Annotated in this window: 24 protein-coding genes and 1 tRNA gene; 9 read left to right on the top strand and 16 right to left on the bottom strand. The window is 65.2% G+C overall.

The annotated features are described in order from the left end of the window. Positions 1-73: 73 nt before the first annotated feature. The 4 genes from BLW02_RS07325 to BLW02_RS07310 form a co-directional block, all read right to left on the bottom strand. Positions 74-1,576, bottom strand: coding sequence for a sigma-54 interaction domain-containing protein (locus tag BLW02_RS07325; protein ID WP_026435955.1), 1,503 nt, complete (start codon positions 1,574-1,576; stop codon positions 74-76). Between the two features lie 155 nt (positions 1,577-1,731). Beyond that, on the bottom strand, positions 1,732-3,252 hold the full coding sequence (locus BLW02_RS07320; RefSeq protein ID WP_092697708.1) for a tripartite tricarboxylate transporter permease: 1,521 nt from the start codon (positions 3,250-3,252) through the stop codon (positions 1,732-1,734). Then, complete coding sequence (locus BLW02_RS07315) at positions 3,252-3,815, bottom strand: tripartite tricarboxylate transporter TctB family protein (protein WP_092697707.1); 564 nt, start codon at positions 3,813-3,815, stop codon at positions 3,252-3,254. The genes BLW02_RS07320 and BLW02_RS07315 overlap by 1 nt, the downstream gene beginning before the upstream one ends. Before the next feature lie 128 nt (positions 3,816-3,943). After that, the gene (locus BLW02_RS07310) at positions 3,944-4,903 is read right to left on the bottom strand and encodes a Bug family tripartite tricarboxylate transporter substrate binding protein (protein ID WP_092697706.1); all 960 of its coding nucleotides are present in this window, start codon (positions 4,901-4,903) and stop codon (positions 3,944-3,946) included. A gap of 126 nt (positions 4,904-5,029) precedes the next feature. Here BLW02_RS07310 and BLW02_RS07305 point away from each other — a divergent pair, with 126 nt between their 5' ends. Genes BLW02_RS07305 through BLW02_RS07295 form a run of 3 tightly spaced genes read left to right on the top strand, consistent with a single transcriptional unit; the run spans position 5,030 to position 7,580 of the window. Further along, positions 5,030-5,707, top strand: coding sequence for a response regulator transcription factor (locus tag BLW02_RS07305; protein ID WP_092697782.1), 678 nt, complete (start codon positions 5,030-5,032; stop codon positions 5,705-5,707). A 14-nt stretch (positions 5,708-5,721) separates the two neighbouring features. Then, positions 5,722-7,164 (top strand): sensor histidine kinase, encoded by a 1,443-nt coding sequence (locus BLW02_RS07300; RefSeq protein ID WP_092697705.1) that lies wholly within the window; start codon positions 5,722-5,724, stop codon positions 7,162-7,164. Continuing rightward, complete coding sequence (locus BLW02_RS07295; RefSeq protein WP_092697704.1) at positions 7,161-7,580, top strand: RNA-binding S4 domain-containing protein; 420 nt, start codon at positions 7,161-7,163, stop codon at positions 7,578-7,580. The genes BLW02_RS07300 and BLW02_RS07295 overlap by 4 nt, the downstream gene beginning before the upstream one ends. Positions 7,581-7,678: 98 nt before the next feature. Here the strand turns inward: BLW02_RS07295 and BLW02_RS07290 are convergent. The 6 genes from BLW02_RS07290 to cysS all read right to left on the bottom strand — a co-directional run bounded on the left by BLW02_RS07290 (position 7,679) and on the right by cysS (position 13,394). Further along, positions 7,679-7,771: transfer RNA gene (locus BLW02_RS07290), tRNA-Ser, on the bottom strand. Between the two features lie 43 nt (positions 7,772-7,814). Next, complete coding sequence (locus BLW02_RS07285; RefSeq protein ID WP_026435967.1) at positions 7,815-9,083, bottom strand: aspartate kinase; 1,269 nt, start codon at positions 9,081-9,083, stop codon at positions 7,815-7,817. Positions 9,084-9,163: 80 nt separating this feature from the next. Further along, on the bottom strand, positions 9,164-10,102 hold the full coding sequence (gene tilS / locus BLW02_RS07280) for a tRNA lysidine(34) synthetase TilS (RefSeq protein ID WP_139285338.1): 939 nt from the start codon (positions 10,100-10,102) through the stop codon (positions 9,164-9,166). A gap of 135 nt (positions 10,103-10,237) precedes the next feature. Then, positions 10,238-11,215, bottom strand: a complete 978-nt coding sequence (locus BLW02_RS07275; protein WP_092697702.1) for an acetyl-CoA carboxylase carboxyltransferase subunit alpha — start codon at positions 11,213-11,215, stop codon at positions 10,238-10,240. A gap of 82 nt (positions 11,216-11,297) precedes the next feature. Next, positions 11,298-11,999, bottom strand: a complete 702-nt coding sequence (locus tag BLW02_RS07270) for a DNA-3-methyladenine glycosylase family protein (protein ID WP_369794845.1) — start codon at positions 11,997-11,999, stop codon at positions 11,298-11,300. 18 nt (positions 12,000-12,017) lie between these two features. Further along, positions 12,018-13,394: a cysteine--tRNA ligase gene (cysS, locus tag BLW02_RS07265; protein ID WP_092697701.1), complete on the bottom strand. Its 1,377-nt coding sequence runs from the start codon at positions 13,392-13,394 to the stop codon at positions 12,018-12,020. A gap of 215 nt (positions 13,395-13,609) precedes the next feature. Between cysS and BLW02_RS07260 the strand changes: the two genes are divergently transcribed. The 5 genes from BLW02_RS07260 (at position 13,610) to BLW02_RS07240 (ending at position 17,124) form a co-directional block, all read left to right on the top strand. After that, positions 13,610-14,173 carry a tetratricopeptide repeat protein gene (locus BLW02_RS07260; protein ID WP_092697700.1) on the top strand — a complete coding sequence of 188 codons (564 nt, stop codon included), beginning with the start codon at positions 13,610-13,612 and terminating at the stop codon, positions 14,171-14,173. Between the two features lie 139 nt (positions 14,174-14,312). Beyond that, complete coding sequence (locus tag BLW02_RS07255) at positions 14,313-14,897, top strand: peptidylprolyl isomerase (protein WP_092697699.1); 585 nt, start codon at positions 14,313-14,315, stop codon at positions 14,895-14,897. Between the two features lie 22 nt (positions 14,898-14,919). Continuing rightward, positions 14,920-15,447: a peptidylprolyl isomerase gene (locus BLW02_RS07250; protein WP_092697698.1), complete on the top strand. Its 528-nt coding sequence runs from the start codon at positions 14,920-14,922 to the stop codon at positions 15,445-15,447. A 15-nt stretch (positions 15,448-15,462) separates the two neighbouring features. Continuing rightward, positions 15,463-16,248 carry a UDP-2,3-diacylglucosamine diphosphatase gene (locus tag BLW02_RS07245; RefSeq protein ID WP_092697697.1) on the top strand — a complete coding sequence of 262 codons (786 nt, stop codon included), beginning with the start codon at positions 15,463-15,465 and terminating at the stop codon, positions 16,246-16,248. Positions 16,249-16,290: 42 nt separating this feature from the next. After that, complete coding sequence (locus BLW02_RS07240; protein ID WP_092697696.1) at positions 16,291-17,124, top strand: M90 family metallopeptidase; 834 nt, start codon at positions 16,291-16,293, stop codon at positions 17,122-17,124. A 92-nt stretch (positions 17,125-17,216) separates the two neighbouring features. Here the strand turns inward: BLW02_RS07240 and BLW02_RS07235 are convergent, their stop codons facing one another. From BLW02_RS07235 to BLW02_RS07210, 6 genes are all read right to left on the bottom strand, one after another. After that, a complete protein-coding gene (locus tag BLW02_RS07235) occupies positions 17,217-17,888 on the bottom strand; it encodes an alpha/beta hydrolase (protein ID WP_092697781.1) in 672 nt (223 codons plus the stop codon). Positions 17,889-17,939: 51 nt separating this feature from the next. After that, positions 17,940-18,776 (bottom strand): DODA-type extradiol aromatic ring-opening family dioxygenase, encoded by an 837-nt coding sequence (locus BLW02_RS07230; protein WP_092697695.1) that lies wholly within the window; start codon positions 18,774-18,776, stop codon positions 17,940-17,942. Positions 18,777-18,895: 119 nt separating this feature from the next. After that, a complete protein-coding gene (gene arfB / locus BLW02_RS07225) occupies positions 18,896-19,303 on the bottom strand; it encodes an alternative ribosome rescue aminoacyl-tRNA hydrolase ArfB (protein WP_092697780.1) in 408 nt (135 codons plus the stop codon). 28 nt (positions 19,304-19,331) lie between these two features. Continuing rightward, a complete protein-coding gene (locus BLW02_RS07220; RefSeq protein WP_092697694.1) occupies positions 19,332-20,186 on the bottom strand; it encodes an alpha/beta fold hydrolase in 855 nt (284 codons plus the stop codon). 17 nt (positions 20,187-20,203) lie between these two features. Next, positions 20,204-20,653, bottom strand: coding sequence for a type II 3-dehydroquinate dehydratase (gene aroQ / locus BLW02_RS07215; protein WP_092697693.1), 450 nt, complete (start codon positions 20,651-20,653; stop codon positions 20,204-20,206). 104 nt (positions 20,654-20,757) lie between these two features. Further along, a complete protein-coding gene (locus tag BLW02_RS07210; RefSeq protein ID WP_092697692.1) occupies positions 20,758-21,123 on the bottom strand; it encodes a hypothetical protein in 366 nt (121 codons plus the stop codon). Positions 21,124-21,296: 173 nt separating this feature from the next. On the opposite strand from BLW02_RS07210, the gene BLW02_RS07205 reads away from it, so the two are divergent. Then, positions 21,297-23,153, top strand: coding sequence for a glutamine--tRNA ligase/YqeY domain fusion protein (locus BLW02_RS07205; protein WP_092697691.1), 1,857 nt, complete (start codon positions 21,297-21,299; stop codon positions 23,151-23,153). The last annotated feature ends 388 nt before the right edge of the window (positions 23,154-23,541 follow it).

Genomic DNA, 23,541 nt, shown 5'->3' with positions numbered 1-23,541 from the left:
TGATGCAAACGCAATGAAAACGTCTGAATTTCAGACGCAGTACATGCCTGAAATTCAGACATATGGCTGTTTTTTATTCAGGGTTTTCCAGACGTGCATAGAGCGTGGCCCGCGAAATACCCAGCTGCCTGGCCGTGGCCTGCTTGTTGCCGCCATGGGCCTTGAGCGCCGCGGCAATGGCGCGCCGCTCCAGCTCGGCCACCTGTTCGGCCAGCGGGCGCAGGCAATGTTCGTCGCCCAATGCCCCGGGGTCGGCCACGGCAGCCGGCACGGGGGCGGCCGGTTCCACCCCTGCTTCGCGCAGGATGCTTTCGAGCTGGTAGGCATCGATGGACTGCGAATCGCTGCGCATGGCGGCCTGCTCCAGCACATTGCGCAGCTCGCGGATATTGCCGCGCCAGGGCTGGCCCGCCAGCAATGCCATGGCGTCGGGCTGCAACTCGGGCGGCACCGTGCCGTTGCGCAGCGCCAGGTCTTCGCCCAGCACCTCCACCAGCGCGGGGATGTCGCCGCGCCGCTCGCGCAGCGGTGGCACGCGCACCGGCAGCACATGCAGCCGGTAAAAAAGGTCTTCGCGAAAACGGCTGTCGCGCACCAGGGCGCCCAGATCACGCGAAGTGGCAGCCACCACGCGCACATTGAACGGCACCAGCTTGTTCGAGCCCAGCGGCTCTATCTCGCCCTCCTGCAGCGCACGCAGCAGCTTGGCCTGCAGGCTCTGGGGCATGTCGCCGATTTCATCGAGGAACAGCGTGCCGCCGTCGGCCAGCTTGAACTTGCCATCGCGCCCCTTGCGGTCGGCGCCGGTGTAGGCACCGGGCGCGACGCCGAAGAACTCGGCCTCGAGCAGCGTGTCGGGCACGGCGGCGATGTTGACGCTGACAAACGGGCCGCTGGCGCGGCTCGACGCCGCATGGATGGCATGGGCCAGCAGTTCCTTGCCAGTGCCGGTTTCACCCAGCAGCAGCACGGGGCTGGACGACTGCGCGGCCCGGCGCGCCTGGCGCTTGACCTCGGCCGCCGCGGGGCTCGACCCGATGAAACTGGCAAAGGTGTATTTGGCGCGCCGCTCACCGTCGCCCGACACGGCCAGCGAGCGGCTGCGCTGGCTGGCCAGCTCGCGCCGCGCGTCATCGAGATCGCGCTGCAACAGGGCAAATTTTCCGATCAGGGGTTGCAGCGTGGTCTCGGGGTGGTCGAACAGCACGATGCCGATGGCTCCAATCACGCGCTCGGCTTCGTCGCGCAAGGGAATGCGGCTGACCACAAAAGTGCCCGCCTTGTTGGTGAGCAGGTCGATCAGCACCGGCTGGCCGGTTTCGAGCACGCTGCGCATCTGCGTGTTGGGGATCACCTCCTCCACGGTGCGGCCCACGAACTGGTCCACCGACGAAAAGCCCAGGTCGGGAAGAAAGCGCTGGTAACCCTCATTCACCCACACAATGCGCCCGCTGCAATCCACCAGGAACATGCCCTGGCTGACGCTGGAGAACAGCTGGAACATGGAGCGCGCCGCCAGTTCCAGAATGCCCTGGGCATCCAGCGGCAGGGGCGAGGCTTCGGAGTGCAATGGCATGGGCCAATGGTACCCGGCGCATCACGGGTAATGCATCGATCGGTGGTCCGCAGAAAGAATCCTTCCCCAGCAGCATCGCTTGTTCGCGAGCGTTCTGCACAAGGCAAAACGCCTGGCAGGGCCAGGCGTTTCAGTGGCTGGGGATGGACTGCCGGTCAGTCGTCCAGCTGCCGCAGCCGCGCCAGCTTGCGCTGCGCCAGGTGCTTGAAAAGACGCGGCAGCACCAGCACCGCCAGCACGATGATGAGCAGCGTGAGCGACATCGGACGCTGCACGAAGATCAGCCAGCTGCCCTCGCCAATCGACACCGCATTGCGCATCTGCGCCTCGGCCAATGGCCCGAGGATCATGCCCACCACGACAGGTGCCGTAGGGAAGTCAAAACGCCGCATCAGCACCCCGAGCATGCCGATGCCATACAGCAGGAACAGATCGAAGGTGCTCTGGCGCATGCCGTAGGCTCCCACCGTGGCAAAGATCAGGATGCCGGCATACAGCTGCGGCTTGGGGATCTTCAGCAGCTTGACCCACAGGCCCACCATGGGCAGGTTGAGCACCAGCAGCATCACGTTGCCGATGTACAGCGACGCGATCAGCGCCCACACCAGCGTGGCCGAGGTGGTGAACAGCTGCGGGCCAGGGTTGATGCCGTAGTTCTGGAACGCGCCCAGCAGCACCGCCGTGGTGTTGGAGGTGGGGATGCCCAGCGTCAGCAGCGGAATCATGGCCGCCGTCACGGTGGCATTGTTGGCGGCCTCGGGACCAGCCACGCCCTCGATGGCGCCCGCGGTGCCGAACTCGGCCTTGTCGCCGCCCTTGGCCAGCTTCTTTTCGGTGGCGTAGCTCAGAAAGGTCGGGATCTCGGTGCCGCCGGCCGGGATGCAGCCAAACGGCGTGCCAATCAGCGTGCCGCGCAGCCAGGCCGGAATGGACCGTTTCCAGTCGCGCCTGGTCATGTGCACGCGGCTCATGGTGTTGCGCGACTCGACCACGCGGCCCTCGTACATCGCTGCATACAGCACCTCGGCCACCGCGAACAGGCCCACGGCAACGAGCACGATGTCGATGCCGTCCAGCAGTTCGGACTTGCCACCGGTGTAGCGCGCCGCGCCCGAGATCTGGTCCATGCCGATGCAGCCAGCCGCCAGCCCGACGAACAACGCCGTCATGCCACGCACCGTGCTCTTGCCCAGCACCGCGCTCACGGTGGTGAAGGCCAGCACCATGAGCATGAAGTATTCGGGCGGACCCAGCTTGACGGCGAAGTCGGCCACATAGGGCGCGAACAGGGTCACGACCACGGTGGCAACGGTGCCCGCCACGAACGAACCGATGGCCGATGTGGCCAGCGCCGCCCCGGCCCGGCCACTCTTGGCCATCTTGTTGCCTTCCATCGCCGTGACCATGCTGGCGGTCTCGCCCGGCGTGTTCAGCAGGATGGAGGTGGTGGAGCCGCCATACATCGCGCCGTAATAGATGCCGGCAAAGAAGATCATCGAGGCCGTGACCTCGACCTTGGCCGTGATCGGCAGCAGCATCGCCACCGCCACCGCGGGGCCGATGCCGGGCAGCACGCCGACGGCGGTGCCCAAGGCGCAGCCCACCAGGGCCCACAGCAGGTTGGCGGGCGTGGCGGCGGTGGCAAAGCCCGCCATCAGTGCATCAAAGATTTCCATCACAACCACCCGGTTTGCGTGAGCCCTGGCAGGTTGATGGCCAGGAACTGCGTGAATGTCCAATAGACGGGCGCCGAGATCAGCACACCCGTCAACCCGTCCACCGCCCAGGTGCGCGCGGTGCCTGCGTTTTGCCCCGCAGCCCGGCGCAGCCCCTGCACGGCGAGCACATAGCACAGCGTGCAGCTCAGAATGAAGCCCACCGTGGTGATGAGGGCAGCGTTCAGCAGCAGACCGGTCGAAACCCACACCCATGCCGGCTTGTCCGCACGCGCGGCGCCGTTAGGCTCCTCCATGGCGTGGAACCCGCCGGTGCGGGCCTCCCACAGCAGGACGCAGCCGCACAGCCCCAGTACGGCCGCCACCAGCCACGGCAAAAAGTTGGGGCCCACGCCGCCATAGCCCGCGTTGGATGGAATATCCAGGGCGCCCAGCGCCAGTGCAAGGGCAGTCAGCAGCACGCCGGCGCCGACCACGGTCTGCATGCGCACGGCAGGCAGGTTGCTGGCAATGCCGGGGATTGCACCCGGATCAGAAGAAAGGGGAGTTGTCGGATCAGACATGCTTGGGTTTTCTCAAGTCCTCGAACACCGGTCCAAGGTACGCGCATCACGGCGCGCACCGCAATGGGCACGCGCAAAAAACCGTGCACCGCCGCCGGCGGCGGCGGTGCACGGTACCGGGGCAGTGCTCAGACCATTCCGGCCTTGACCATGGTGGCGCGCAGACTGGCGAACTCGTTGTCCACAAAGTTCGCGAACTCATCGCCCGCCATCCAGGCCGGGGTCCAATCGTTCTTTTCCAGCGATTCGGCCCAGCTCTTGCTCTTGACGGCCTTGGCCACCATCTCCGTCAGCGCCTTGCGCTGTTCGGCCGTGATGCCGGGGGCGGCATACACGCCGCGCCAGTTGCCGATCTCGACGTTGATGCCCTGCTCCTTGAGGGTGGGCACGGTCGAGTTCTTCAGGCGCTGGCCCGAGGTCACGGCAATGGGCGTCATCTTCTTGGTGGCGATGTACTCGGCCATTTCGCTGTAGCCGCCACCGCCAATCGTCACGTTGCCGCCCAGGATGGCCGCGATTGCCTCGCCGCCCCCCCGGAAGGCCACGTAGTTGATCCGGGCCGGGTCCACACCCACCTCACGCGCAATCATCGCGGCAGCGATGTGCTCGGTGGAACCGCGCGAGCCGCCACCCCACTTCACACTGCCGGGGTCTTTCTTGAGCTGGGCGATCACCTCGGCCATGCTCTTGTAAGGCGAATTGGCGGGCAACACGAACACGTTGTATTCACTGGTCAGGCGCGCAATGGGCGTGGCCTGCGACAGGCTCACCGGCGGCTTGCCGGTGATGATGCCGCCCAGCATCACGGCGCCCATCACCATCAGCGCGTTCGGGTCGCCCTTGCTGGAGTTGACGAACTGCGCCAGGCCAATGGCGCCTGCGGCGCCGCCCTTGTTGTCATAGGTGACCGACGATGCCGCCCCCGATTCCAGCAATGCCTTGCCCAGGGCGCGCCCGGTGGAGTCCCAGCCACCGCCCGGGTTGGCAGGCAGCATCATCTTGACGGCGCTGGCGGCATGGGCCGACAGGGGCAAGGCTCCGGCAGCGGCCAGCGCAGCCAGGGATTTGAGAAAGGTGTCGCGACGCATCGATGTCTCCTTGTAGGGTTGGCGAACCGCCCGATGATGCGCGCGCAGCCTGTCAAACGGCTGTCCGCACACTCAGGGAAAACACCAATGCCGCAACCGCGTGTGGTCGGTGCTATGGTGCCGCGCATGCAATTGCTTCTCGTTGAAGACGACCCCACCATGCAGATCACGCTGCAGCGCGCATTGACACGCCGGGGCATGGAGGTCACTGCCGCGGGCGACGGCGCTGCGGCACTCAACCAGTGGGTGGCACGGCCACCCGATGCGGTGGTACTCGATCTCACCCTGCCCGGCCTGGATGGCCTGCAGGTGCTGCAGCAGGCCCGCGCGCGCGGGCTGCGCACGCCGGTGCTGATCCTGACCGCACGCGGCACCGTGGGTGACCGGGTGCTGGGCCTGAACGCCGGCGCCGACGACTACCTGCCCAAACCCTTCGATCTGGACGAGCTGGAGGCCAGGCTGCGCGCCCTGCTGCGGCGCAGCACGGACGCCGCGCCTTCTGCGGGCCATTTCGTGCAGATCGGTGCCATACGCTACGACAAGGACAGCGGCGCGCTGTACCGCAACGGCTCCGTCATGGAGCTCACACCCCGCGAACTGGCGCTGATGCATGCCCTGCTGGCACAGCCGGGCCATGCCGTCACCAAGGAACGCCTTTATGAACTGGTGTTCCCCGGGCAGCTGGACGTGCAGTACGAGGCCATCGAGGTAGTGGTGTACCGACTGCGCAAGAAACTGGCCGACACGGGCCTGACCCTCATGACGCTGCGCGGGCTGGGCTATCTGCTCAGGGCCGATACGTGACAAGGACGGCTGCCTTGCGTGCGCCGTCGCTGCGCAGGCGGTTGCTGCTGGGCATCCTGCTGCCCGTGGTGGCGTTCATCGGCTTCAACACGCTCAGCCTGTACCGGCAGACACTGACATCCCTGAACACGGCCTACGACCGCACCTTGCTGGCATCGGCCAAGACCATCAGCGAACAGCTGGATGTGTCGGGCTACGACGACGCGGCGCAATTGCGCGCCATCGTGCCCTATGCGGCCCTGGAGGCCTTCGAGGCCGACAACCAAAGCCACATGTTCTACCGCATCTCCACCCTGCAGGGAGCAATGGTCTCGGGGTTTGCCGAACTTCCAGCATGGCAGGGGCGCATTCCGGATCGCCCTCCGTATGCGGCGCTGGTGGACTTTTATGACGACCAATTCCGCGGCGACCGCGTGCGCGTGGCCGTGCTGCTGCAACCCGTGGCCAGTGCCAGCGGCCGCGGGATGGCGGTCATCCAGGTGGCAGAGACACTGGAAGTGCGCGAAACCCTGGCGCTGCAGATCCTGTGGAACACGCTGGCCCGGCAAGCGCTGCTGATTGCCGTGATCGCGCTCACCGTGGTCATCGTCGTGCAGCGGGCCACCCGCCCGGTGCGCCAGCTCAGCCAGCAATTGCAAGCGCGGCCCGATGGCGACCTCAGTCCGATTGCAGCCAGCTCGGCACCCCGAGAACTGCAACCCCTGATCGACAGCACCAACCAGGTCATGCAACGGCTGCAGCATCTGCTGCGCCACCAGAAACGGTTTGTGCGCGACACCTCGCACCAGCTGCGCACACCGCTGGCCGTGCTCAAGACACAGGTGCAGTCCGCACTGCACGGCGATGTACCCCCGCACCAGGCCCTGCGGGAAATCAGCGACACCGTGGACCGCGCCACGCAACTGGCCAACCAGATGCTCGCCCTCGCCAAGGTCGAACAGTTGCGCCAGCAAAGCACACCACCGCCGACCCGGTTCGATGACCTCCTGCGCGCGGTGGCGCTGGATCTGTCACCCCTGATCGCGCAGCGCGACCTCGACTTTGGCATCCATACCGAGCCGGCAACGGTATTTGCCCACGAATGGATGCTGCGCGAGCTGGCCCGCAATCTGCTGCACAACGCCATTCGCCATGCCCCGCAAGGCAGCGAGCTGGCGGTGGAACTGCGCTGCACCGATCACCAGGCGGTGCTCTGCATAAGCGACCATGGCAGCGGCATCGACGATGAACTGGCCGCCCGCCTTTTCCAGCCCTTCTCGGCGGGCGACGTGCGCACCGGCAGCGGCCTGGGTCTGGCCATCTGCCACGAGATCGTGCAGGCGCTGGGCGGCAGCATTGCGCTGACCAACCGCATGGAATCGGGTCTTGTGGCGGGGCTGGATGCCGTCGTGCACCTGCCGCTGCCCCCGCCCGCCGCTACCTTACCGACAACCACCGCGTCACAATCCTCTCCATGAATGCCCCCGAAACGATGCGACTGGACAAATGGCTGTGGTGTGCGCGGTTCTACAAAACCCGCAGCCTGGCCACCGAAGAAATCGGCAAAGGCCGCGTCACCGTAAACGGCCAGCCCGCCAAGGCCGCCCGCGACCTGCGCTGCGGCGACACCGTGGCCTTGCGCCAGGGCCCGGTCGCACGCACGGTGCTCGTACGAGGCTTGAGTGGCGCACGCGGCCCCGCCCCCATCGCACAACGCCTGTATGAGGAAACCGCCGACAGCATCGCCGCCCGTGAAAAAGCCGCCGAACAGCGCCGGCTGGCCCCCGAACCCGCCGCAACACTGCAGGAAGGCCGCCCGACCAAAAGGGACCGGCGCAACATTGACCGCGCCCAGGACTGGGGCGACCGCTGGAGCGCATCCATCGATGAATGACGCCACCTGAGCGCTGCCTCTGCAAGCGCCGCGTGGGCCGATGACCACCTCACACACCGGATGAAAAAAAAAGCCCTGACATGCAGGGCTTTGTTGCTTGGCGGAAACGGAGGGATTCGAACCCTCGATGAGGCTCTACACCCCATACTCCCTTAGCAGGGGAGCACCTTCGGCCACTCGGTCACGTTTCCAATCCCGCTATTATGCCTCATTTCCGAGGCATTTCTGGCGGTTTCAGGCGGCTGGCTGGTCGAGTTCGAAGGCCTTGTGCAGGGTGCGCACGGCCAGTTCCATGTATTTCTCATCGATGACCACCGAGGTCTTGATCTCGGAGGTGGAAATCATCTGGATGTTGATGCCCTCTTCGCTCAGGGTGCGGAACATCTTGCTGGCCACACCTACGTGGCTGCGCATGCCGATACCGACAATGCTCACCTTGCAGATCTTGGTGTCGCCGACCACTTCCTGTGCGCCGAGTTCGGGTAGCACTTTTTCCTTGAGCAGTTCGACCGTGCGGGCGTAGTCGTTGCGGTTGACGGTGAAGCTGAAGTCGGTCTTGCCGTCCTTGCTGACGTTCTGGATGATCACGTCCACTTCGATATTGGCGTCAGCCACGGCGCCCAGGATCTGGTAGGCAATGCCTGGCTTGTCGGGCACGCCCAGCACCGAAATCTTGGCTTCATCGCGGTTGAAAGCGATGCCGGATACGACGGCTTGTTCCATTTTTTCGTCTTCCTCAAAAGTGATCAGCGTGCCGGACTTGGCTTCTTCGTTGATGTCGATGTCCCAGGGCGTGAAGCTGGAGAGCACGCGCATGGGCACCTTGTATTTGCCCGCGAATTCGACCGAGCGGATTTGCAGCACCTTGGAGCCCAGGCTGGCCATTTCCAGCATTTCCTCGAAGCTCACCGTTTGCAGGCGGCGTGCCTCGGGTACCACGCGCGGGTCGGTGGTGTAGACGCCGTCCACATCGGTGTAGATCAGGCACTCGTCGGCCTTCATGGCGGCCGCCACGGCCACCGCCGAGGTGTCCGAGCCGCCACGGCCCAGCGTGGTGATGTTGCCTTCGTCGTCGATGCCCTGGAAACCGGTCACGATGACGACCTTGCCATTGTTCAGATCGGCGCGCACGCGCTGGTCGTCAATGGATTCGATGCGCGCCTTGGTGTAGCTGCTGTCGGTGCGGATGGGGACTTGCCATCCGGCATAGCTGACCGAGCCCATGCCTTCGGCCTGCAGCGCAATGGCCAGCAATGCAGACGAAGCCTGCTCGCCGGTGGCCGCCAGCATGTCGAGTTCGCGGTGGTACGCAGGGGTGGCGCGTGGGGGAGCCAGCTCTTTGGCCAGGGCGAGCAGGCGGTTGGTTTCGCCGCTCATGGCGCTGGGAACCACCACCATCTGGTGGCCGGCCCGCGCCCATTTGGCCACGCGCTTGGCAACGTTGCGAATGCGCTCCGGGGAGCCCATCGAGGTGCCGCCGTATTTGTGAACGATCAATGCCATGGGATATTGGGGGTGACGAAACTGGAGCCGCAGCGCGGGTTAAACACTGTTTTGGTGCGCCGCCGTTTTTCGTGCCGTTGTTAGACCAAAACCTCGGGATTGTACCAATCGAGGCGTGGCCCCGAGCGCACCACGAACCCCCGCCCCACCTTGATGTGAATGCGGTGGCCGCGCGTGGTGCAGGCCGCCAGCTGGTCCAGCAGCTCCCCCAGCTGCGCGGCGGAGGGGGTGGTGGCATGCGCCACGCGCAGCCAGTGGCGCAGGACATTGGCCTGGCGCGCACGGCTGAGCCCCTGCAATAGCCGAATCTCCGGGGGCGATCCCGTGAGGGCCAGGTCCTGCTGCGCCAGCTCGTCCAGCAACTCGGCGGCCTGGGCGGCATGGGACGCAGAGCGCGCAAACGTGTCGCGAAAGGCCGGAAAAGCCGCATCCAGAGCGGGCAGCAGCTGCGCCCGGATGCGGTTGCGCGTGAAGCGCTCGTCGGTGTTGGTGGGGTCTTCCACCCAATCCTGCCCCTGCGCACGCAACCAGTCACGCACCTGCACCCCCGCCACGCGCAGCAGGGGCCGGTGCCAGCGAACGCCGCCCCGCTCCCAGTCAGCGGGCATGGCGGCCAGCCCCGCCACGCCGGCGCCGCGCGACAAAGCCAGCAGCAGCGTCTCGACCTGGTCATCCGCATGCTGGGCCAATGCTATTGAATGAATGGCATTTTGCGCATTACTGGCGAGCGCCACAGCCTCAAAAGCCTTGTATCTTGCCCGGCGCGCAGCATCTTCGGGGCTTTCGCCCGATGCGTGGCGTGCGTCGATGCGCTGCACGGTCAGCGGAACCTGCAGGCGCCTGCACAATGCGCGGCAATGCTGTTCGAAATCATCGGCCGCGGCCTGCAGGCCGTGGTGCACATGAATGGCCTGCACCTGCCCCGGCCATTTCTGCGCACAGGCGAGCAGCAGCGCCGTCGAATCGGCGCCACCACTCAGCCCCACGGCCAATGGCAATGCGGGCGAAAAGGCCGCCATGGCGGTGTCAAATGGCAGCGTCACTGCGCGCCCTTCTGCGCCCGTGACGCAAAAGCGTCCGCATCAATGCAAAGGCCCCTTGCGGGGCCATGGCACGGGTGCAAGGTGAAGGCGGTCGCCGTCACCACCACGGGGTCAGCGGCTGTCGGCCTTGGTGTCGGTGAAACGGCCATAGCTTTGCAGCCGGTCATAACGGCGGTCGAGCAGATCCTTGGTCTTGAGATCGGCCACCTGGCGGAAGGCATCGCCCAGCGCACGCTTGAGGAAAGCCGCCATCTGCTTGGGATCGCGGTGGGCGCCGCCCACGGGCTCGCTCACGATCTTGTCCACCAGGCCCAGCGCCTTGAGGCGGTGCGCGGTGATGCCCAGGGCGTCGGCCGCTTCCTGGGCCTTCTCGCTGGTCTTCCAGAGGATGGACGCGCAGCCCTCGGGACTGATCACGGAATAGATAGCGTATTGCAGCATCACCACCTGGTCAGCCACGCTGATGGCGAGCGCGCCGCCGGAGCCGCCTTCGCCGATGATGGTGGTGATGATGGGCACTTCAAGCTGCGCCATCTCGAAGATGTTGCGGCCGATGGCCTCGGACTGGCCGCGCTCCTCGGCATCGATGCCGGGGTAGGCGCCGGGCGTGTCGACAAACGTGAACACGGGCAGCTTGAACTTCTCGGCCGTCTTCATGAGGCGCAGGGCCTTGCGGTAGCCCTCGGGCTTGCTCATGCCGAAGTTGCGCATGGCGCGCTCCTTGGTGTCGCGCCCTTTCTGGTGGCCCAGCACCATGCAGGCGTGGCCATTGAAGCGCGCCAGGCCGCCCACGATGGACAGGTCGTCCGCGTAGTGGCGGTCACCGTGCAGCTCGACGAAGTCGGTGAAGATGTCGCGCACGTAATCGAGCGTGTAGGGGCGCTCGGGGTGGCGGGCGATCTTGGTGATCTGCCAGGGGCTCAGCTCGCTGTAGATGTCCTTGGTGAGCTGCTGGCTCTTCTTGCTGAGCTGGTCAATTTCTTCCGAGATATCGACCGCGCTTTCCGTCTGCACGTAGCGCAGTTCTTCGATTTTGGATTCGAGTTCGGCAATCGGTTGCTCGAAATCCAGAAAGGTCTTTTTCGCCAACGTATTTCTCCTTGGGTCGCGCCCTGGGTGCCTCTGGTGCGAGGCCCATGTTGCAACCGGTTCATGACTGATGAAACGGGCCTCAGTAGGCCACGGGCAACGGGTCGAGCGATCGCCAAATATACCAAGTCGCCACGCTGCACCATGGCTTCCAGGCCTCGGCCACCTCGCGGGCATCGCTGCGGCTGACGGGATCACCCGAAAAATAGTTCTGGCTGATGCCGTTGATCAAGCCCACGTCGTCCAATGGCAGAACATTGGGCCGCATCAGATAAAAGATCAGAAACATCTCGGCCGTCCAGCGGCCGATGCCACGGATGGCCACCAGCTCGGCGATGATGGCCTCGTCGTCCATGGCCGCCCAGTCCTTGACATGCAGCTTGCCGCCCTCGAAGTGCAGGGCCAGGTCCACCAGATAGTCGACCTTGCGGGCCGACAGGCCGGCGGCCCGCATGTCGTCGATCTTGAGCTTGAGCACATGGCCGGGCTTCATGCTGCGCGGCAGTGCGGCAAAACGCTCCCACACGGTTTGCGCCGCCTTCACCGAAATCTGTTGCCCCACGATAGAACGCGCCAGCGTGGTGAACGCATCACCCCGTGTCTGCAGGGCCGCGTCGCCAAACTGGGGGATCAGGCGCTTCATCACCCGGTCCTTCTTCATCAGGTGCTTGCAGGCCTCGGCCCAGTAATCGGGCGTGGCCAACGCCGGGCCAGACGAAGCGAGCACCTCGGTCGCTACATTTTTAGAAGCTACCACTGCTCGCCCCGTATGCCCTGGGGGCATATTTCATATTCAAAAAAATCACTGTGCGGCTTCCCAGGTCGTTCCAGCGGCCGAATCCTTGAGCACGATGCCCTGGGCCAGCAGGGCGTTGCGGATGCGATCAGCCTCCGCAAAATCCTTGCCCGCCTTGGCGGCAGCACGGGCGGCGATCTGCGCCTGGATGGCGGCCTCGTCATAGCCCGCCCCAGCCTGCAGGAAGGCCTGCGGATCGCCTTGCAGCAACCCCAGGCAGCCTGCCAGCGCCTTGAGCAATCCTGCCAGTTCGGGCGAACGGGTCTTGTTGACCTCGCTGGCCAGGTCGAACAATACGGCAATCGCCTCGGGTGTGCCGAAGTCTTCGTCCATGGCCGCCTTGAAACGTGCGGCATGGGGCTCGTTCCAGTCGATGGAAACCTGGGCCGGGGCTACCAGGCTCAGCGCCGTGTACAGCCGCTTGAGGGACTGGCGCGCGTCGTCGAGGTGGGCGTCGCTGTAGTTGAGCGCACTGCGGTAGTGGGCACGCACGATGAAAAAGCGCACCGTTTCGGCGTCGTAGCTCTGGAGCACATCGCGGATGGTGAAGAAGTTGCCCAGCGACTTACTCATCTTCTCGTTGTCCACGCGCACGAAGCCGTTGTGCACCCAGAACCTGGCCAGCGGCTTGCCGGTGGCGCCTTCGCTCTGGGCGATTTCGTTCTCATGGTGCGGGAACTGCAGGTCGGCCCCGCCACCATGGATGTCGAAAGTCTCGCCCAGCGTGGCGCAGCTCATGGCCGAGCATTCGATGTGCCAGCCAGGGCGGCCCGTGCCGAAGGAGCTGTCCCACTTGGCCTCGGGCGGTTCGCCCTCCTTGGCGGATTTCCAGAGCACGAAATCGAGCGGATCTTCCTTGCCATCCGGCACGGCCACGCGCTCGCCCGCACGCAATTCGTCGAGCGACTTGCCCGAGAGCTTGCCGTAGCCCGCAAACTTGCGCACCGCGTAGTTCACGTCGCCATTGGTGGCACGGTAGGCCAGGCCCTTGCCTTCGAGCTGGCCGATCAGCGACAGCATCTGGGGCACATATTCGGTGGCGCGCGGCTCCAGCGCCGGCGGCTCGATGCCCAGAGCGCCGATGTCCTGGTGCATGGCGACGATCATCTCGTCGGTGAGCTGGCGGATGGTGATGCCCCGCTCCAGCGCGCGCCGGATGATCTTGTCGTCGATGTCGGTGATGTTGCGTACGTAGGTGACGCGGTAGCCGCTGCTTTTCAGCCAGCGCTGCACCACATCGAACGCCATCATCATGCGGGCGTGGCCGATATGGCACAGGTCGTAGATGGTCATGCCGCACACATACATGCGCACATGGCCGGGTTCGAGCGGGGAAAAATCCTCCAATGCACGCGACAGCGTGTTGTAGATGCGCAAGCTCATGGGGTTTCTGTAACGGGAACTGGATGGAAGACGGGTGAAGCCGGTTCACCCGGTAGCGAAAGGTACGGGCCCCGCAAGGGGATGCGCCCAGCCCTGGGCGCCCGGCAAAATCACCAGCGGCAACAGCGTACCGCCCTGGCAACCCCCTCAGCTACAATCCGCCGAAGTATAAGCCCCGCCCGGCACCGGACGGTGCCCATCTCCTCCCTCCCTCCATGAAGCAAGTCCGCAGCACCCTTTCCCGACTTTTGCGCCTGCTGGCCCTGACCGCATGGCTGGGCGCTGGCATGGCCCATGCCAGCGACTACGCCGAGATCACCCAGTTGCTCAAGAGCGGCAAGGCCGCCGAAGCCCTGGGCAAGGCAGACCAGCGCCTGACGGCCGCCCCGCGCGATCCGCAGCTGCGCTTTCTGCGCGGCGTGGCGCAGACCGACCTCGGCCAGACCGATGCGGCCATCACCACCTTCACCCAGCTCATTCAGGAATACCCCGAGCTGCCCGAGCCCTACAACAACCTGGCGGTGATCTACGCCAGCCAGAACCAGCTGGACAAGGCCCGCACGGCGCTGGAGATGGCGGTGCGCAACAACCCCTCCTACGCGGCGGCGCACGAGAACCTGGGCGACATCTACGCCCGGCTGGCCTACCAGGCCTATGCCAAGGCGCAGCAGATGGAGGCCAACAACCCCACCGTCAAATTGAAGCAGGCCCAGCTGCGCGAGCTGTTCCAGCCCGCCGCTGCCCGCGCTGCGGCCAAGCCCGCGGCTTCACGCCCCTGACAACCGTTCGCGGGCAGGGGTTTGTAGCCATGCGGCCGGCCCCGCTGGCGGGCCGGTGGTAGCTTCAGCGCCATATTTTCATCGCTGCAGCGACCAGGTCCCAATGCTCTGCGGTTCTGATTCACTCAAGGAGTTCTGCATGATTTCCAAAAGAAAAACGACCATTGCGCTCACTGGCATTGCGTTATCGGCTGTGTTTTCAATAGCAAGCCCGGTGCAGGCACAAGACGCTCCCAAGGTCAAACTGGCCACCTCCATGGGCGACATCGTGCTGCAGCTCGATCCCGCCAAAGCGCCCAAGACGGTCGAGAACTTCCTGGCGTATGTGAACGACAAGCACTACGACGGCACGGTATTCCACCGCGTCATCGACGGCTTCATGATCCAGGGCGGCGGCTTCACGGCCGACATGGTGCAAAAGCCCACCAAGGCTCCCATCCCGCTCGAAGCGGCCAATGGTCTCAAGAACGACACCTATACCATCGCCATGGCCCGCACGGCCAACCCCAACTCGGCCACCGCGCAGTTCTTCATCAACGTGAAGGCCAACGCCATGCTCAACGCCCCCCAGCCTGACGGCCACGGCTATGCCGTGTTCGGCAAGGTGGTCGAAGGCACGGCCGTGGTGGACAAGATCAAGGCCGTGGCCACCGGCAACAAGGGCGGCCACCAGAACGTGCCCATCACCCCCGTCACCATCCACTCCGCCACCGTGGTGAAGTGATTTTTTTGAAGAAAGCACTGCAATGAGCAATCCACAAGTTGAACTCCACGTCACCATCAACGTGGCCGAAACCGCCACCCAAGGCGTGATCACCATCGAACTGGACGCCGCGAAGGCCCCCAAGTCGGCCGAGAACTTCCTGAACTACGTCAACAGCGGCTTCTACAACGGCACCGTGTTCCACCGCGTGATCAAGAACTTCATGGTCCAGGGCGGCGGCATGACGGCCGACATGAAGCAAAAGGAAACCCAGGCCCCGATCGAGAACGAAGCCAAGAACGGCCTGAAGAACGACAAGTACACCGTGGCCATGGCGCGCACGGGCGACCCGCACTCGGCCACGGCACAGTTCTTCATCAATACGGTGGACAACGCCTTCCTGAACCACAGCTCTCCTACCCCCCAGGGCTGGGGCTACGCCGTGTTCGGCAAGGTCGTGAAGGGCCAGGACGTCGTGGACGCCATCAAGGCCGTCCGCACCACGCGCAAGGGCTTCCACGACGACGTGCCTTTTGACGCTGTGGTGATCGACAAGGCGGTTGCGCTTTAAGCCCAGGCCCTGCCCGTGACCCCGACCGTGCCCCGGTTCGAGGAGCTTGCCGCTCCCTCGCACTGGCGCACGGTCGATTTCATTTCCGACCTGCACCTGCAGGCCAGCGAGCCCGCCACGGTGGCCGCCTGGCGGCACTACCTGCAGACCACGCCAGCCGACGCCCTCTTCATCCTGGGCGACCTGTTCGAGGTGTGGGTGGGCGACGATGCCATCCTGGAGCCCGGCAGCTTCGAGGCCCAGGGCTGCGCGGCCCTGCAGGCCGCAGCGCAGCGCCTGCCCGTGTACTTCATGCACGGCAACCGCGACTTTCTGGCGGGGCCGGCGTTTCTTGCGCATTGCGGCATCACCGGCCTGGCTGATCCCACCGTGCTGGTTTTCGACAACCAGCGCTTCGTGCTCAGCCATGGCGACCTGCTGTGCCTGGACGATGTGGATTACCAGCGCTTTCGCGTGCAGGCGCGCAGTGCCCAGTGGCAAGCGCAATTTCTGACCCAGCCCCTGGCCACGCGCCGGGCGCAGGCACGCAGCATCCGCCAGGAGAGCGAGGCGCACAAGCGATCGGGCGCCATCTACGCCGATGTGGACGGCCCCGCCGCCATCGACTGGCTCACAGCCGCCCAGGCGCACACCCTGATCCACGGCCACACCCACAAGCCGGCGAACCACGCCCTGGCACCGGGCCTGCAGCGGGTGGTGCTGAGCGACTGGGACGCCGCCGCACAACCCCCGCGCCTGGAAACACTGCGTTTGTCTAACGCGGGCCTGGAACGCGTGGCTTTGGCCCCCAGGTGCGAGTGATCCTGAATTGCGCGGGACTCGACCTCCTGCCGCCCGATCACCATGCCCCCCTTTCTTGACCGGCTCTGGAGCCGCGTTCGCGCCACCGTGGCGCCCGTGCCTGACATCTCGGCCGCGCTGTGGCTGCAAACCCTGCTGCGCTACCCGTTTCTGGCGGCCCTGCCGCTGCACGACCAGGCCAAGTTGCGCGCGCTCAGCGCCCTCTTTTTGCACCACAAGCAGTTCCATGGCGCCCATGGTCTGGTGGTGACCGATGCCATGGCCATCGACATCGCCGCGCAGGCCTGCCTGCCACTGCTGCACTGGGGCGATGCCGCCGCAGCCCTGGGCTGGTACGACGACTTCGTGGGCATTGTGGTGCACCCGGGCGAAGCCGTGGCGCGCCGCCAGACGATGGACGAAGCCGGCGTAGTGCACGAGCACACCGAGGTGCTGCTGGGCGAGGCCATGGAGCGCGGCCCCATCATGCTCAGCTGGCAGCATGTGGCCGATGCCAGCCACAACACCGCGCGCGGCACCAACGTGGTGGTGCACGAGTTCGTGCACAAGCTCGACATGCGCAGCGGTACCCCCAACGGCTGCCCACCCCTGCCGGCAGGCTTCATGGGCACCCGCACGGGCCGTGCTGCCCACGAGGCCTGGTGGGCAGCATGGGAGCCAGTCTATGCGGATTTTCGCGAGCGCGTGATCATGGCCGAGCGCTTTGGCGCCACCCAACCCTGGCTCGATGCCTATGGCGCCACGGCACCGGCCGAGTTTTTTGCTGTGGCGTGCGAGGCGTATTTTGTGAACCGGGCGCAGTTTGCGCAGGAATTCCCGGTGCTGATGCCAGTGCTCGATGCGTTCTTCCGGCCGGGGCTGTCATTGCCGGAATAGCCCGGCCCGACCTGGTGATTCACAAGAAATAACGATCCATTGCCTTGCCAGCAAGCGCCAATAGCTATCAGTTAGATAGCAACCCGAATACCTCAATAGGGCACGGGCGTGGTCGAGAGTGACTCCAGCCACGCCACCGTGGCGGCCAGCTCGGACGGGCGGATCTCGTGCGTACCCGGAAACTCGCGGTAGGTCACCGACACGGGCAGCGTTGCCATGTGGTGCGCAATGGCCTGGGCATTGGCGAGCGGAATCACGTTGTCGTGCGTGCCGTGGCTCAGCCACAGCTTCTTGCCGTGCAATGCCTCGTGCGAGGCCTGCAGCGGCACCACCTCGGCCAGCAGGCGGCTGTGCCAGACCATGGCGGCATGCAGCAGTTCGGGCCGTGTCAGCAGCAGCGACAAGGCCATGATGCCGCCCTGGCTGAAGCCCCCCACCACCACGCGCTCAGGTGCAATACCCAGCTGGGCCGAGGCCGCCTCGATGGTCTGCGCCACCAGGGCACGGCTGTGGGCCTCCTGCGCCTCGTTGATGCTGCGGGCGCCACTGGGCTCCACCGAGAAATCAAACCAGGCGTGCGAGCCCGGCCCCATGCGGTGGGGTGCGCGCAGGCTCAGCACATGAAAGCGCTCGGGAAGCTGCGAAGCCAGGCTGAAAAGATCCTGCTCGTTGCTGCCCACGCCATGCATCAGCACCAGCAGCCAGGGTTTGGGAATGCCCGCAGCGGCAGGACGCTGCAAAAAAGTGAGCGGTAGATCAAGCATGGTCAATTGCCAGAGGTGATTTTGGTTAAAAAACGGGGTGGATGGGCACGGTCATACCGCGGGCTGCAGCGCAAAGGCATCCATCGCCAGCATGCTGTACATCACCTCGCGGCTGAGGTAGTTTGCGTGCAAATCGTCGCCTGCGGCACCCAGTGCAAAGAACAGCGGCAAGAAATGGTCATCCGTGGGATGGGCGCGCTCGGCGTGCGGCGCCAGGCTGCGGTAGTTGAGCAAGGCCTTGAGATCGCCCCGCTCCAGGGCCGATTCGACCCAGCGGCTGAACTCGATCACATAAGGCGCAGGCTCGCGCGCCCCACCAAAAAATTCGCCCAGGTTGTGCGTCATGCTGCCCGAACCCAGCACCAGCACGCCCTGGCTGCGCAGGCCGCGCAGTGCCGCGCCCATGGCATAGACCTCGGCAGGGCCTGCGCCAACGGGCAGCGCCACCTGCACCACCGGCAGGTCGGCCTCGGGAAACAGGTGCATCAGCGGCACCCAGGCACCGTGGTCAAACGGGCGCTGTGCATCGCCCTGGGCAGGCACACCGGCCGCCTGCAGCAGGGCCAGCACCTCTTGCGCCAGCGCGGGTGCACCGGGCGCGGGGTATTGCAACTGGTACAGCGCGGGCGGAAAGCCGCCAAAGTCGTGCCAGGTGGCGGGCTGCGGGCCCGTCATGACCTGCGGGGTGCGGGCCATCCAGTGCGGCGACATGACGACCACCCCGCGCAAGGCCGGAAACTGCGCACGCAACTCCTGCCCCCAGCGGGTGAGCGCAGGGCCGGTTTCGCCCGCATCCAGCGCAAACAGGGGCGCGCCATGCGAAACATAGAGAGACGGAACGAGGGCGGGGTTGTGAACGTGGCTGGAGACAGGGGCAGAAGTGGACATGGCAGTCTTTCAGTGAATACCCAGAATGTAGTAGCTAATAAGCAGCGATTCAATTCCTCTGCCATCAGACATATCGTTCCAAAAACCTTACCAATAGCACGGCCACACTGTTCAGGCTCTCAGTCCCGCACCTTCCCGCGCAATGCCTTGGTCTCACCACGCTGGGTTTTGGATTCCAGGCGCCGCTGCCTGGAGCCATAGGTGGGCTTGGTGGCGCGGCGCGTGCGGGGTGGTTGCGCCACCGATTGCACCAGCGCGTTCAACCGCGCCAGCGCGTCGGCCCGGTTTTGCTCCTGGCTACGGTATTGCTGGGCCTTGATGACGACCACACCGTCCTGCGTGATGCGGCTATCGCGCAGGGCCAGCAGGCGCTCTTTCACGCCTACCGGCAGCGAGGACGCGCCCACGGCAAAGCGCAGGTGCACTGCGCTCGAAACCTTGTTGACGTTCTGGCCGCCGGCGCCCTGGGCGCGCATGGCCGAGAATTCCACCTCGGCTTCGGCCACCTGCAGCAGGGCGGCGCTCATGGAACACCCTGCGGCATCGCGCAGGCTTTCAGGCCAGCGCCGCCAGCAGCGCCGCATCAAACGCCTCAGGCTGCTCGAACTGAACCCAGTGGCCGGCATTGGGCACCAGGTGCATGCCCCGAAAATCGGGGGCAGCCGCGGCAAAGGCGTCTTCAAGCTGGTGAATCCAGCTTTTGTACAGCGCATCGTACTCGCCATAAATGGCATGCACCGGGCAAGCCACCTGGGGCAGCGAGCGCGCCAGGATGTCGGTGTGCGCCAGGCGGCGGCGGGGCATGCGGTCGCGCAGCACGTTGGCCACATGGGTCTGCAGGGCCAGGCCGTCGATGAGGCGCGTGTCATGCAGCATCAGCGCGGCCAGGTTGTAGCGGTGGATGGCCAGCTGTTCGTCCAGTTCGGTCAGGTGGCGCCAGGCCTTCAGCTCGAACTGCCGGTGGGGCACCACGCCCATGGCCGGCGCCCCCACCAGCACCAGCCGTTCGGCCAGTTCGGGGTGGGCCGCCAGCAGCAGGCCAGCCGTCAAACCGCCAAACGAGAACCCCACCAGATCACAGGGTGCGTTGCCCAGCAAAGCGTGCAGCCCCGCGCGCAACGGCGCCACCAGCGCATCGGCATCGCCACCCGACAGCGGCGCGGCGGATTCACCGAAACCGGGCAGATCGGGTACCCATAGCTGGCGCCCGGCGGCCACCAGGGCATCGATGTTGCGCACCCAATGCGTCCAGCTGCCGCTGCCGCCATGCAGCAGCACCAGCGGGCGCGCATTCGGGCGGGCTTCGCCCCAGACATGCCAGAGAATGTCGCCCTCGCCGCAGGGTGTGGTGTGGCGCTCGGCTTGCGCAGCCAGGCGCTGCACCTCGGAGGGAAGATACAAATCGGTCATGCGAAAAACCTGCTCCCTCACAGCCCGGCCAGGCCGTCAATGGCCAGGCCATAGCCCTTGACGCCAAAGCCGCACATCACCGCCTTGGCGGCAGCGGCAATATAGGAGTGGTGGCGGAAGCTCTCGCGGGCGTGCACGTTGCTGATGTGCAGCTCGATCAGTGCAACGCCCGTGCCCTTGATGGCATCGAGCAGCGCCACGCTGGTGTGGGTGTAGGCGCCAGCATTGAGCACCACGCCCGCCAGTTCGCCCGCGGCGTGCAGGCGGCCCGCCTCGTGGATCCAGTCCACCAGCGCGCCCTCGTGGTTGCTTTGGTGAAAGCGCAGCGCAAACCCGTGGCGGGCGCAGGCGGCGGCGCACAGTTGCTCTACATCGGCCAGCGTCTGGGCGCCATACACGGCAGGTTCGCGCGTGCCCAGCAAGTTCAGGTTGGGGCCATTCAGGACAAAAACGGTTTTCACAGGCATGCACTCCGGGCGGTCCGCCTGCCAAACCGGCAGGCCAGACGCCGGATTATGCGGTGCCCGACCAGGTGGTCACCGTCAGCAGTGACCGCACCGCCGAAGCCGCATCATCGATCCCAGCGGTCGCCCCAATCACCACGGCCGCGGTGCCCATGGCGGTGTCCGCGATCACGGTAGTAAAAGCCCGGTGGCTGTGCATAGTAGGTCGAGGGAGCGTAATACACGGGCCGCGGCGGTGCGTAATAGACCGGAGGCGGTGGCTGGTAATAAATGGGCTGCGGCGCCACATACACCGGCGCGGGGGCCACGTAAACGGGATAGCCGCCATTGCTGACGCCCAACGCCACGCCTGGCGAATTCACGCCCACCGACCAATACACGTCGCGCGCCTGGGCGGTGCCGGCGCCCGCAAGCAGGGCCAGCGCCACACCGGCAGCAGCGGCCATGGCATAGATAGAACGGGTTTTCGTCATGGAAATCTCCTTGGGAAGCAGAGGCCACCAACCCATTGGACAGGCCTCACAGGTACACAACGCACCACACCCCCCAAAGGATGTCATGAAACGCGCCCGATATTGTTTCTGGACGTACACCCCCCATCTGCGCCCGCGCATCGCAGCCACAAGCCGCCCCCTAAAATGGCCGCATGAGCACCCCCACCCCTGCCAACACCACGCCCGCAACCAGCACCGCCGCCACCGAAGCCGCCCGCCCCAGCAACTTTTTGCGCCAGATCATCGAGAGCGACCTCGACAAAGGCATCTACGCCACCCGCCGCTGGGCCGGCAGCCCCGGCGATGCCGCCCACCACGCGGCCGGCCAGCCCGACCCCGCCAAGATCCGCACCCGGTTCCCGCCCGAGCCCAACGGCTACCTGCACGTGGGCCACGCCAAGAGCATCTGCATCAACTTTGGCCTGGCACGCGACTACGGCGGTGTGTGCCATCTGCGCTTTGACGACACCAACCCCGAAAAAGAAGACACCGAATACGTCAACAGCATCATCGACGCCGTGAAATGGCTGGGTTTTGACTGGAGCCAGCCCGGCAACGACAAGCCCTACCAGGCCAGCGACTACTTCGACTTCATGTACCGCGCGGCCGAAACCCTGATCGAAGCTGGCCACGCCTATGTGGACGAACAGACCGCCGAGCAGATGCGCGTGAACCGCGGCGACTTCGGCAAACCCGGCGTGGACAGCCCCTTCCGCAGCCGCACCCCTGCGGAAAATCTGCGCATCTTTCGCGAGATGCGCGACGGCAAGCACGAGGATGGCTCCATGGTGCTGCGCGCCAGGATCGACATGGCCAGCCCCAACATCAACATGCGCGACCCGGCCATCTACCGCATCCGCCGGGCCACGCACCACAACACGGGCGACACCTGGTGCATCTACCCCATGTACACCTACGCGCACCCCATCGAGGACGCGCTGGAGCAGATCACCCACAGCCTGTGCACGCTGGAGTTTGAAGACCAGCGCCCGTTCTACGACTGGCTGCTGGAGCGTTTAACCGAAGGTGGCCTGCTCACCGCCCCGCCCCCCCGCCAGTACGAATTTGCGCGCCTGAACCTCACCTACGTCATCACCAGCAAGCGCAAGCTGGCCCAGCTGGTGTACGACCACAAGGTCAGCGGCTGGGACGACCCCCGCATGCCCACCATCGTCGGCCTGCGCCGCCGTGGCTACACGCCCGCCGCCCTGCAAACCTTTGCCGAACGCATCGGCGTGACCAAATCCGACAGCTGGATCGACTACGGCACCCTCGAAGGCTGCCTGCGCGAAGACCTGGAGCTGAAGGCCCACCGTGGCATGGCCGTGCTCAACCCCGTCAAGCTGGTGCTGACCAACTGGGACGAGGTGATGGGCGCCGGCCACCTGGAGCCTTGCAACCTGCCCGCCCTGCCCCACCCGCCCGAGGGCGTAGAAAGCCCCGTGCGCCACTTCACCATCGGCAAGGAAGTGTGGATTGAGCGCGAAGACTTTGAAGAAGTGCCCCCCAAGGGCTACAAGCGCCTTTATCCGCCCCGGCCAGGGGCGGACGGTCAAATGCTGCCCGGCAACACTGTGCGCCTGAAGGGCGGCTACGTCATCGAATGCACCGGCTGCACGAAGGATGCCGCAGGCAACATCACCGAAGTGCTGGCCACCGTGGTGGAGGGCACCAAGAGCGGCACCCCCGGCGCCGACAGCGTGAAGGTCAAAGCCGCCATCACCTGGGTGGGCGTGGCCGACGGCGTGAACGCCGAAGTGCGCATGTATGACCGCCTGTTCCTCGACGCCCAGCCCGACGCGGGCGGCAAGGACTTCATCGAAAGCCTGAACCCGAACAGCCTGAAGGTAGTGACCGCCATCGTGGAGCCGTCACTGGCCAATGCGAAACCGGATGACAAGTTCCAGTTTGAGCGGCATGGGTACTTCGTGGCGGACCGGGTGGACCACGCGGCGGGGAAGCCGGTGTTTAACCTGGCGGTAGGGCTGAAGGACTCTTGGGGGAAATGATTAACCCCTGAATGGAGAAAAGGCCAGCAAACCTCTAGGTTTGCTGGCCTTTTCTTTTGGGCTGTTGACGGCTTGCGACCCAGAGCAGTCGGTCAGTGCATAGCCACAAAGCCGTCGTCTGACGATGTACGGCGCCATGGCGTGGCCCAGCCCCGTGCGCAAAGCTATAGTGTTCGGAACGAATTTGCTCACGGACCTAATCCAGCAACCGTGTGGCGCGCAACACAGGAAGGGCGGCGGGTTTCATGGCTGAATTTAGTAATGCTTTTTCATACAGCACACGTGCCACAAAGCTAGGGAAATCCTGCAAAACCTGGCAGTCAGTCGGATAGAAGCGGCCCAGTCATGGCATCCTCCCAAGCCATGAAGCAAAGCAGCCTTGATCTGA

The sequence above is a fragment of the Acidovorax soli genome (genome assembly GCF_900107605.1).
GTDB classification, from domain to species: Bacteria; Pseudomonadota; Gammaproteobacteria; order Burkholderiales; family Burkholderiaceae_C; genus Acidovorax; species Acidovorax soli.
The sequence above is the reverse complement of the archived record's forward strand: the minus strand, read 5'-3'. Positions and strand labels throughout refer to the sequence as shown.

Bases quoted from the DNA above. Each gene is read 5' to 3' on its own strand.
- BLW02_RS07270 (WP_369794845.1), bottom strand. From the start codon at position 11,999: ATGCCCCCAGGGCATACGGGGCGAGCAGTGGTAGCTTCTAAAAATGTA.
- BLW02_RS07295 (WP_092697704.1), top strand. From the start codon at position 7,161: ATGAATGCCCCCGAAACGATGCGACTGGACAAATGGCTGTGGTGTGCG.
- BLW02_RS07315 (WP_092697707.1), bottom strand. From the start codon at position 3,815: ATGTCTGATCCGACAACTCCCCTTTCTTCTGATCCGGGTGCAATCCCC.
- BLW02_RS07210 (WP_092697692.1), bottom strand. From the start codon at position 21,123: ATGACGAAAACCCGTTCTATCTATGCCATGGCCGCTGCTGCCGGTGTG.
- BLW02_RS07305 (WP_092697782.1), top strand. From the start codon at position 5,030: ATGCAATTGCTTCTCGTTGAAGACGACCCCACCATGCAGATCACGCTG.
- BLW02_RS07285 (WP_026435967.1), bottom strand. From the start codon at position 9,083: ATGGCATTGATCGTTCACAAATACGGCGGCACCTCGATGGGCTCCCCG.
- BLW02_RS07310 (WP_092697706.1), bottom strand. From the start codon at position 4,903: ATGCGTCGCGACACCTTTCTCAAATCCCTGGCTGCGCTGGCCGCTGCC.
- BLW02_RS07250 (WP_092697698.1), top strand. From the start codon at position 14,920: ATGAGCAATCCACAAGTTGAACTCCACGTCACCATCAACGTGGCCGAA.
- BLW02_RS07320 (WP_092697708.1), bottom strand. From the start codon at position 3,252: ATGGAAATCTTTGATGCACTGATGGCGGGCTTTGCCACCGCCGCCACG.
- aroQ (WP_092697693.1), bottom strand. From the start codon at position 20,653: ATGCCTGTGAAAACCGTTTTTGTCCTGAATGGCCCCAACCTGAACTTG.
- BLW02_RS07205 (WP_092697691.1), top strand. From the start codon at position 21,297: ATGAGCACCCCCACCCCTGCCAACACCACGCCCGCAACCAGCACCGCC.
- cysS (WP_092697701.1), bottom strand. From the start codon at position 13,394: ATGAGCTTGCGCATCTACAACACGCTGTCGCGTGCATTGGAGGATTTT.
- BLW02_RS07240 (WP_092697696.1), top strand. From the start codon at position 16,291: ATGCCCCCCTTTCTTGACCGGCTCTGGAGCCGCGTTCGCGCCACCGTG.
- arfB (WP_092697780.1), bottom strand. From the start codon at position 19,303: ATGAGCGCCGCCCTGCTGCAGGTGGCCGAAGCCGAGGTGGAATTCTCG.
- BLW02_RS07220 (WP_092697694.1), bottom strand. From the start codon at position 20,186: ATGACCGATTTGTATCTTCCCTCCGAGGTGCAGCGCCTGGCTGCGCAA.
- BLW02_RS07260 (WP_092697700.1), top strand. From the start codon at position 13,610: ATGAAGCAAGTCCGCAGCACCCTTTCCCGACTTTTGCGCCTGCTGGCC.
- tilS (WP_139285338.1), bottom strand. From the start codon at position 10,102: ATGGCGGCCTTTTCGCCCGCATTGCCATTGGCCGTGGGGCTGAGTGGT.
- BLW02_RS07235 (WP_092697781.1), bottom strand. From the start codon at position 17,888: ATGCTTGATCTACCGCTCACTTTTTTGCAGCGTCCTGCCGCTGCGGGC.
- BLW02_RS07325 (WP_026435955.1), bottom strand. From the start codon at position 1,576: ATGCCATTGCACTCCGAAGCCTCGCCCCTGCCGCTGGATGCCCAGGGC.
- BLW02_RS07230 (WP_092697695.1), bottom strand. From the start codon at position 18,776: ATGTCCACTTCTGCCCCTGTCTCCAGCCACGTTCACAACCCCGCCCTC.
- BLW02_RS07255 (WP_092697699.1), top strand. From the start codon at position 14,313: ATGATTTCCAAAAGAAAAACGACCATTGCGCTCACTGGCATTGCGTTA.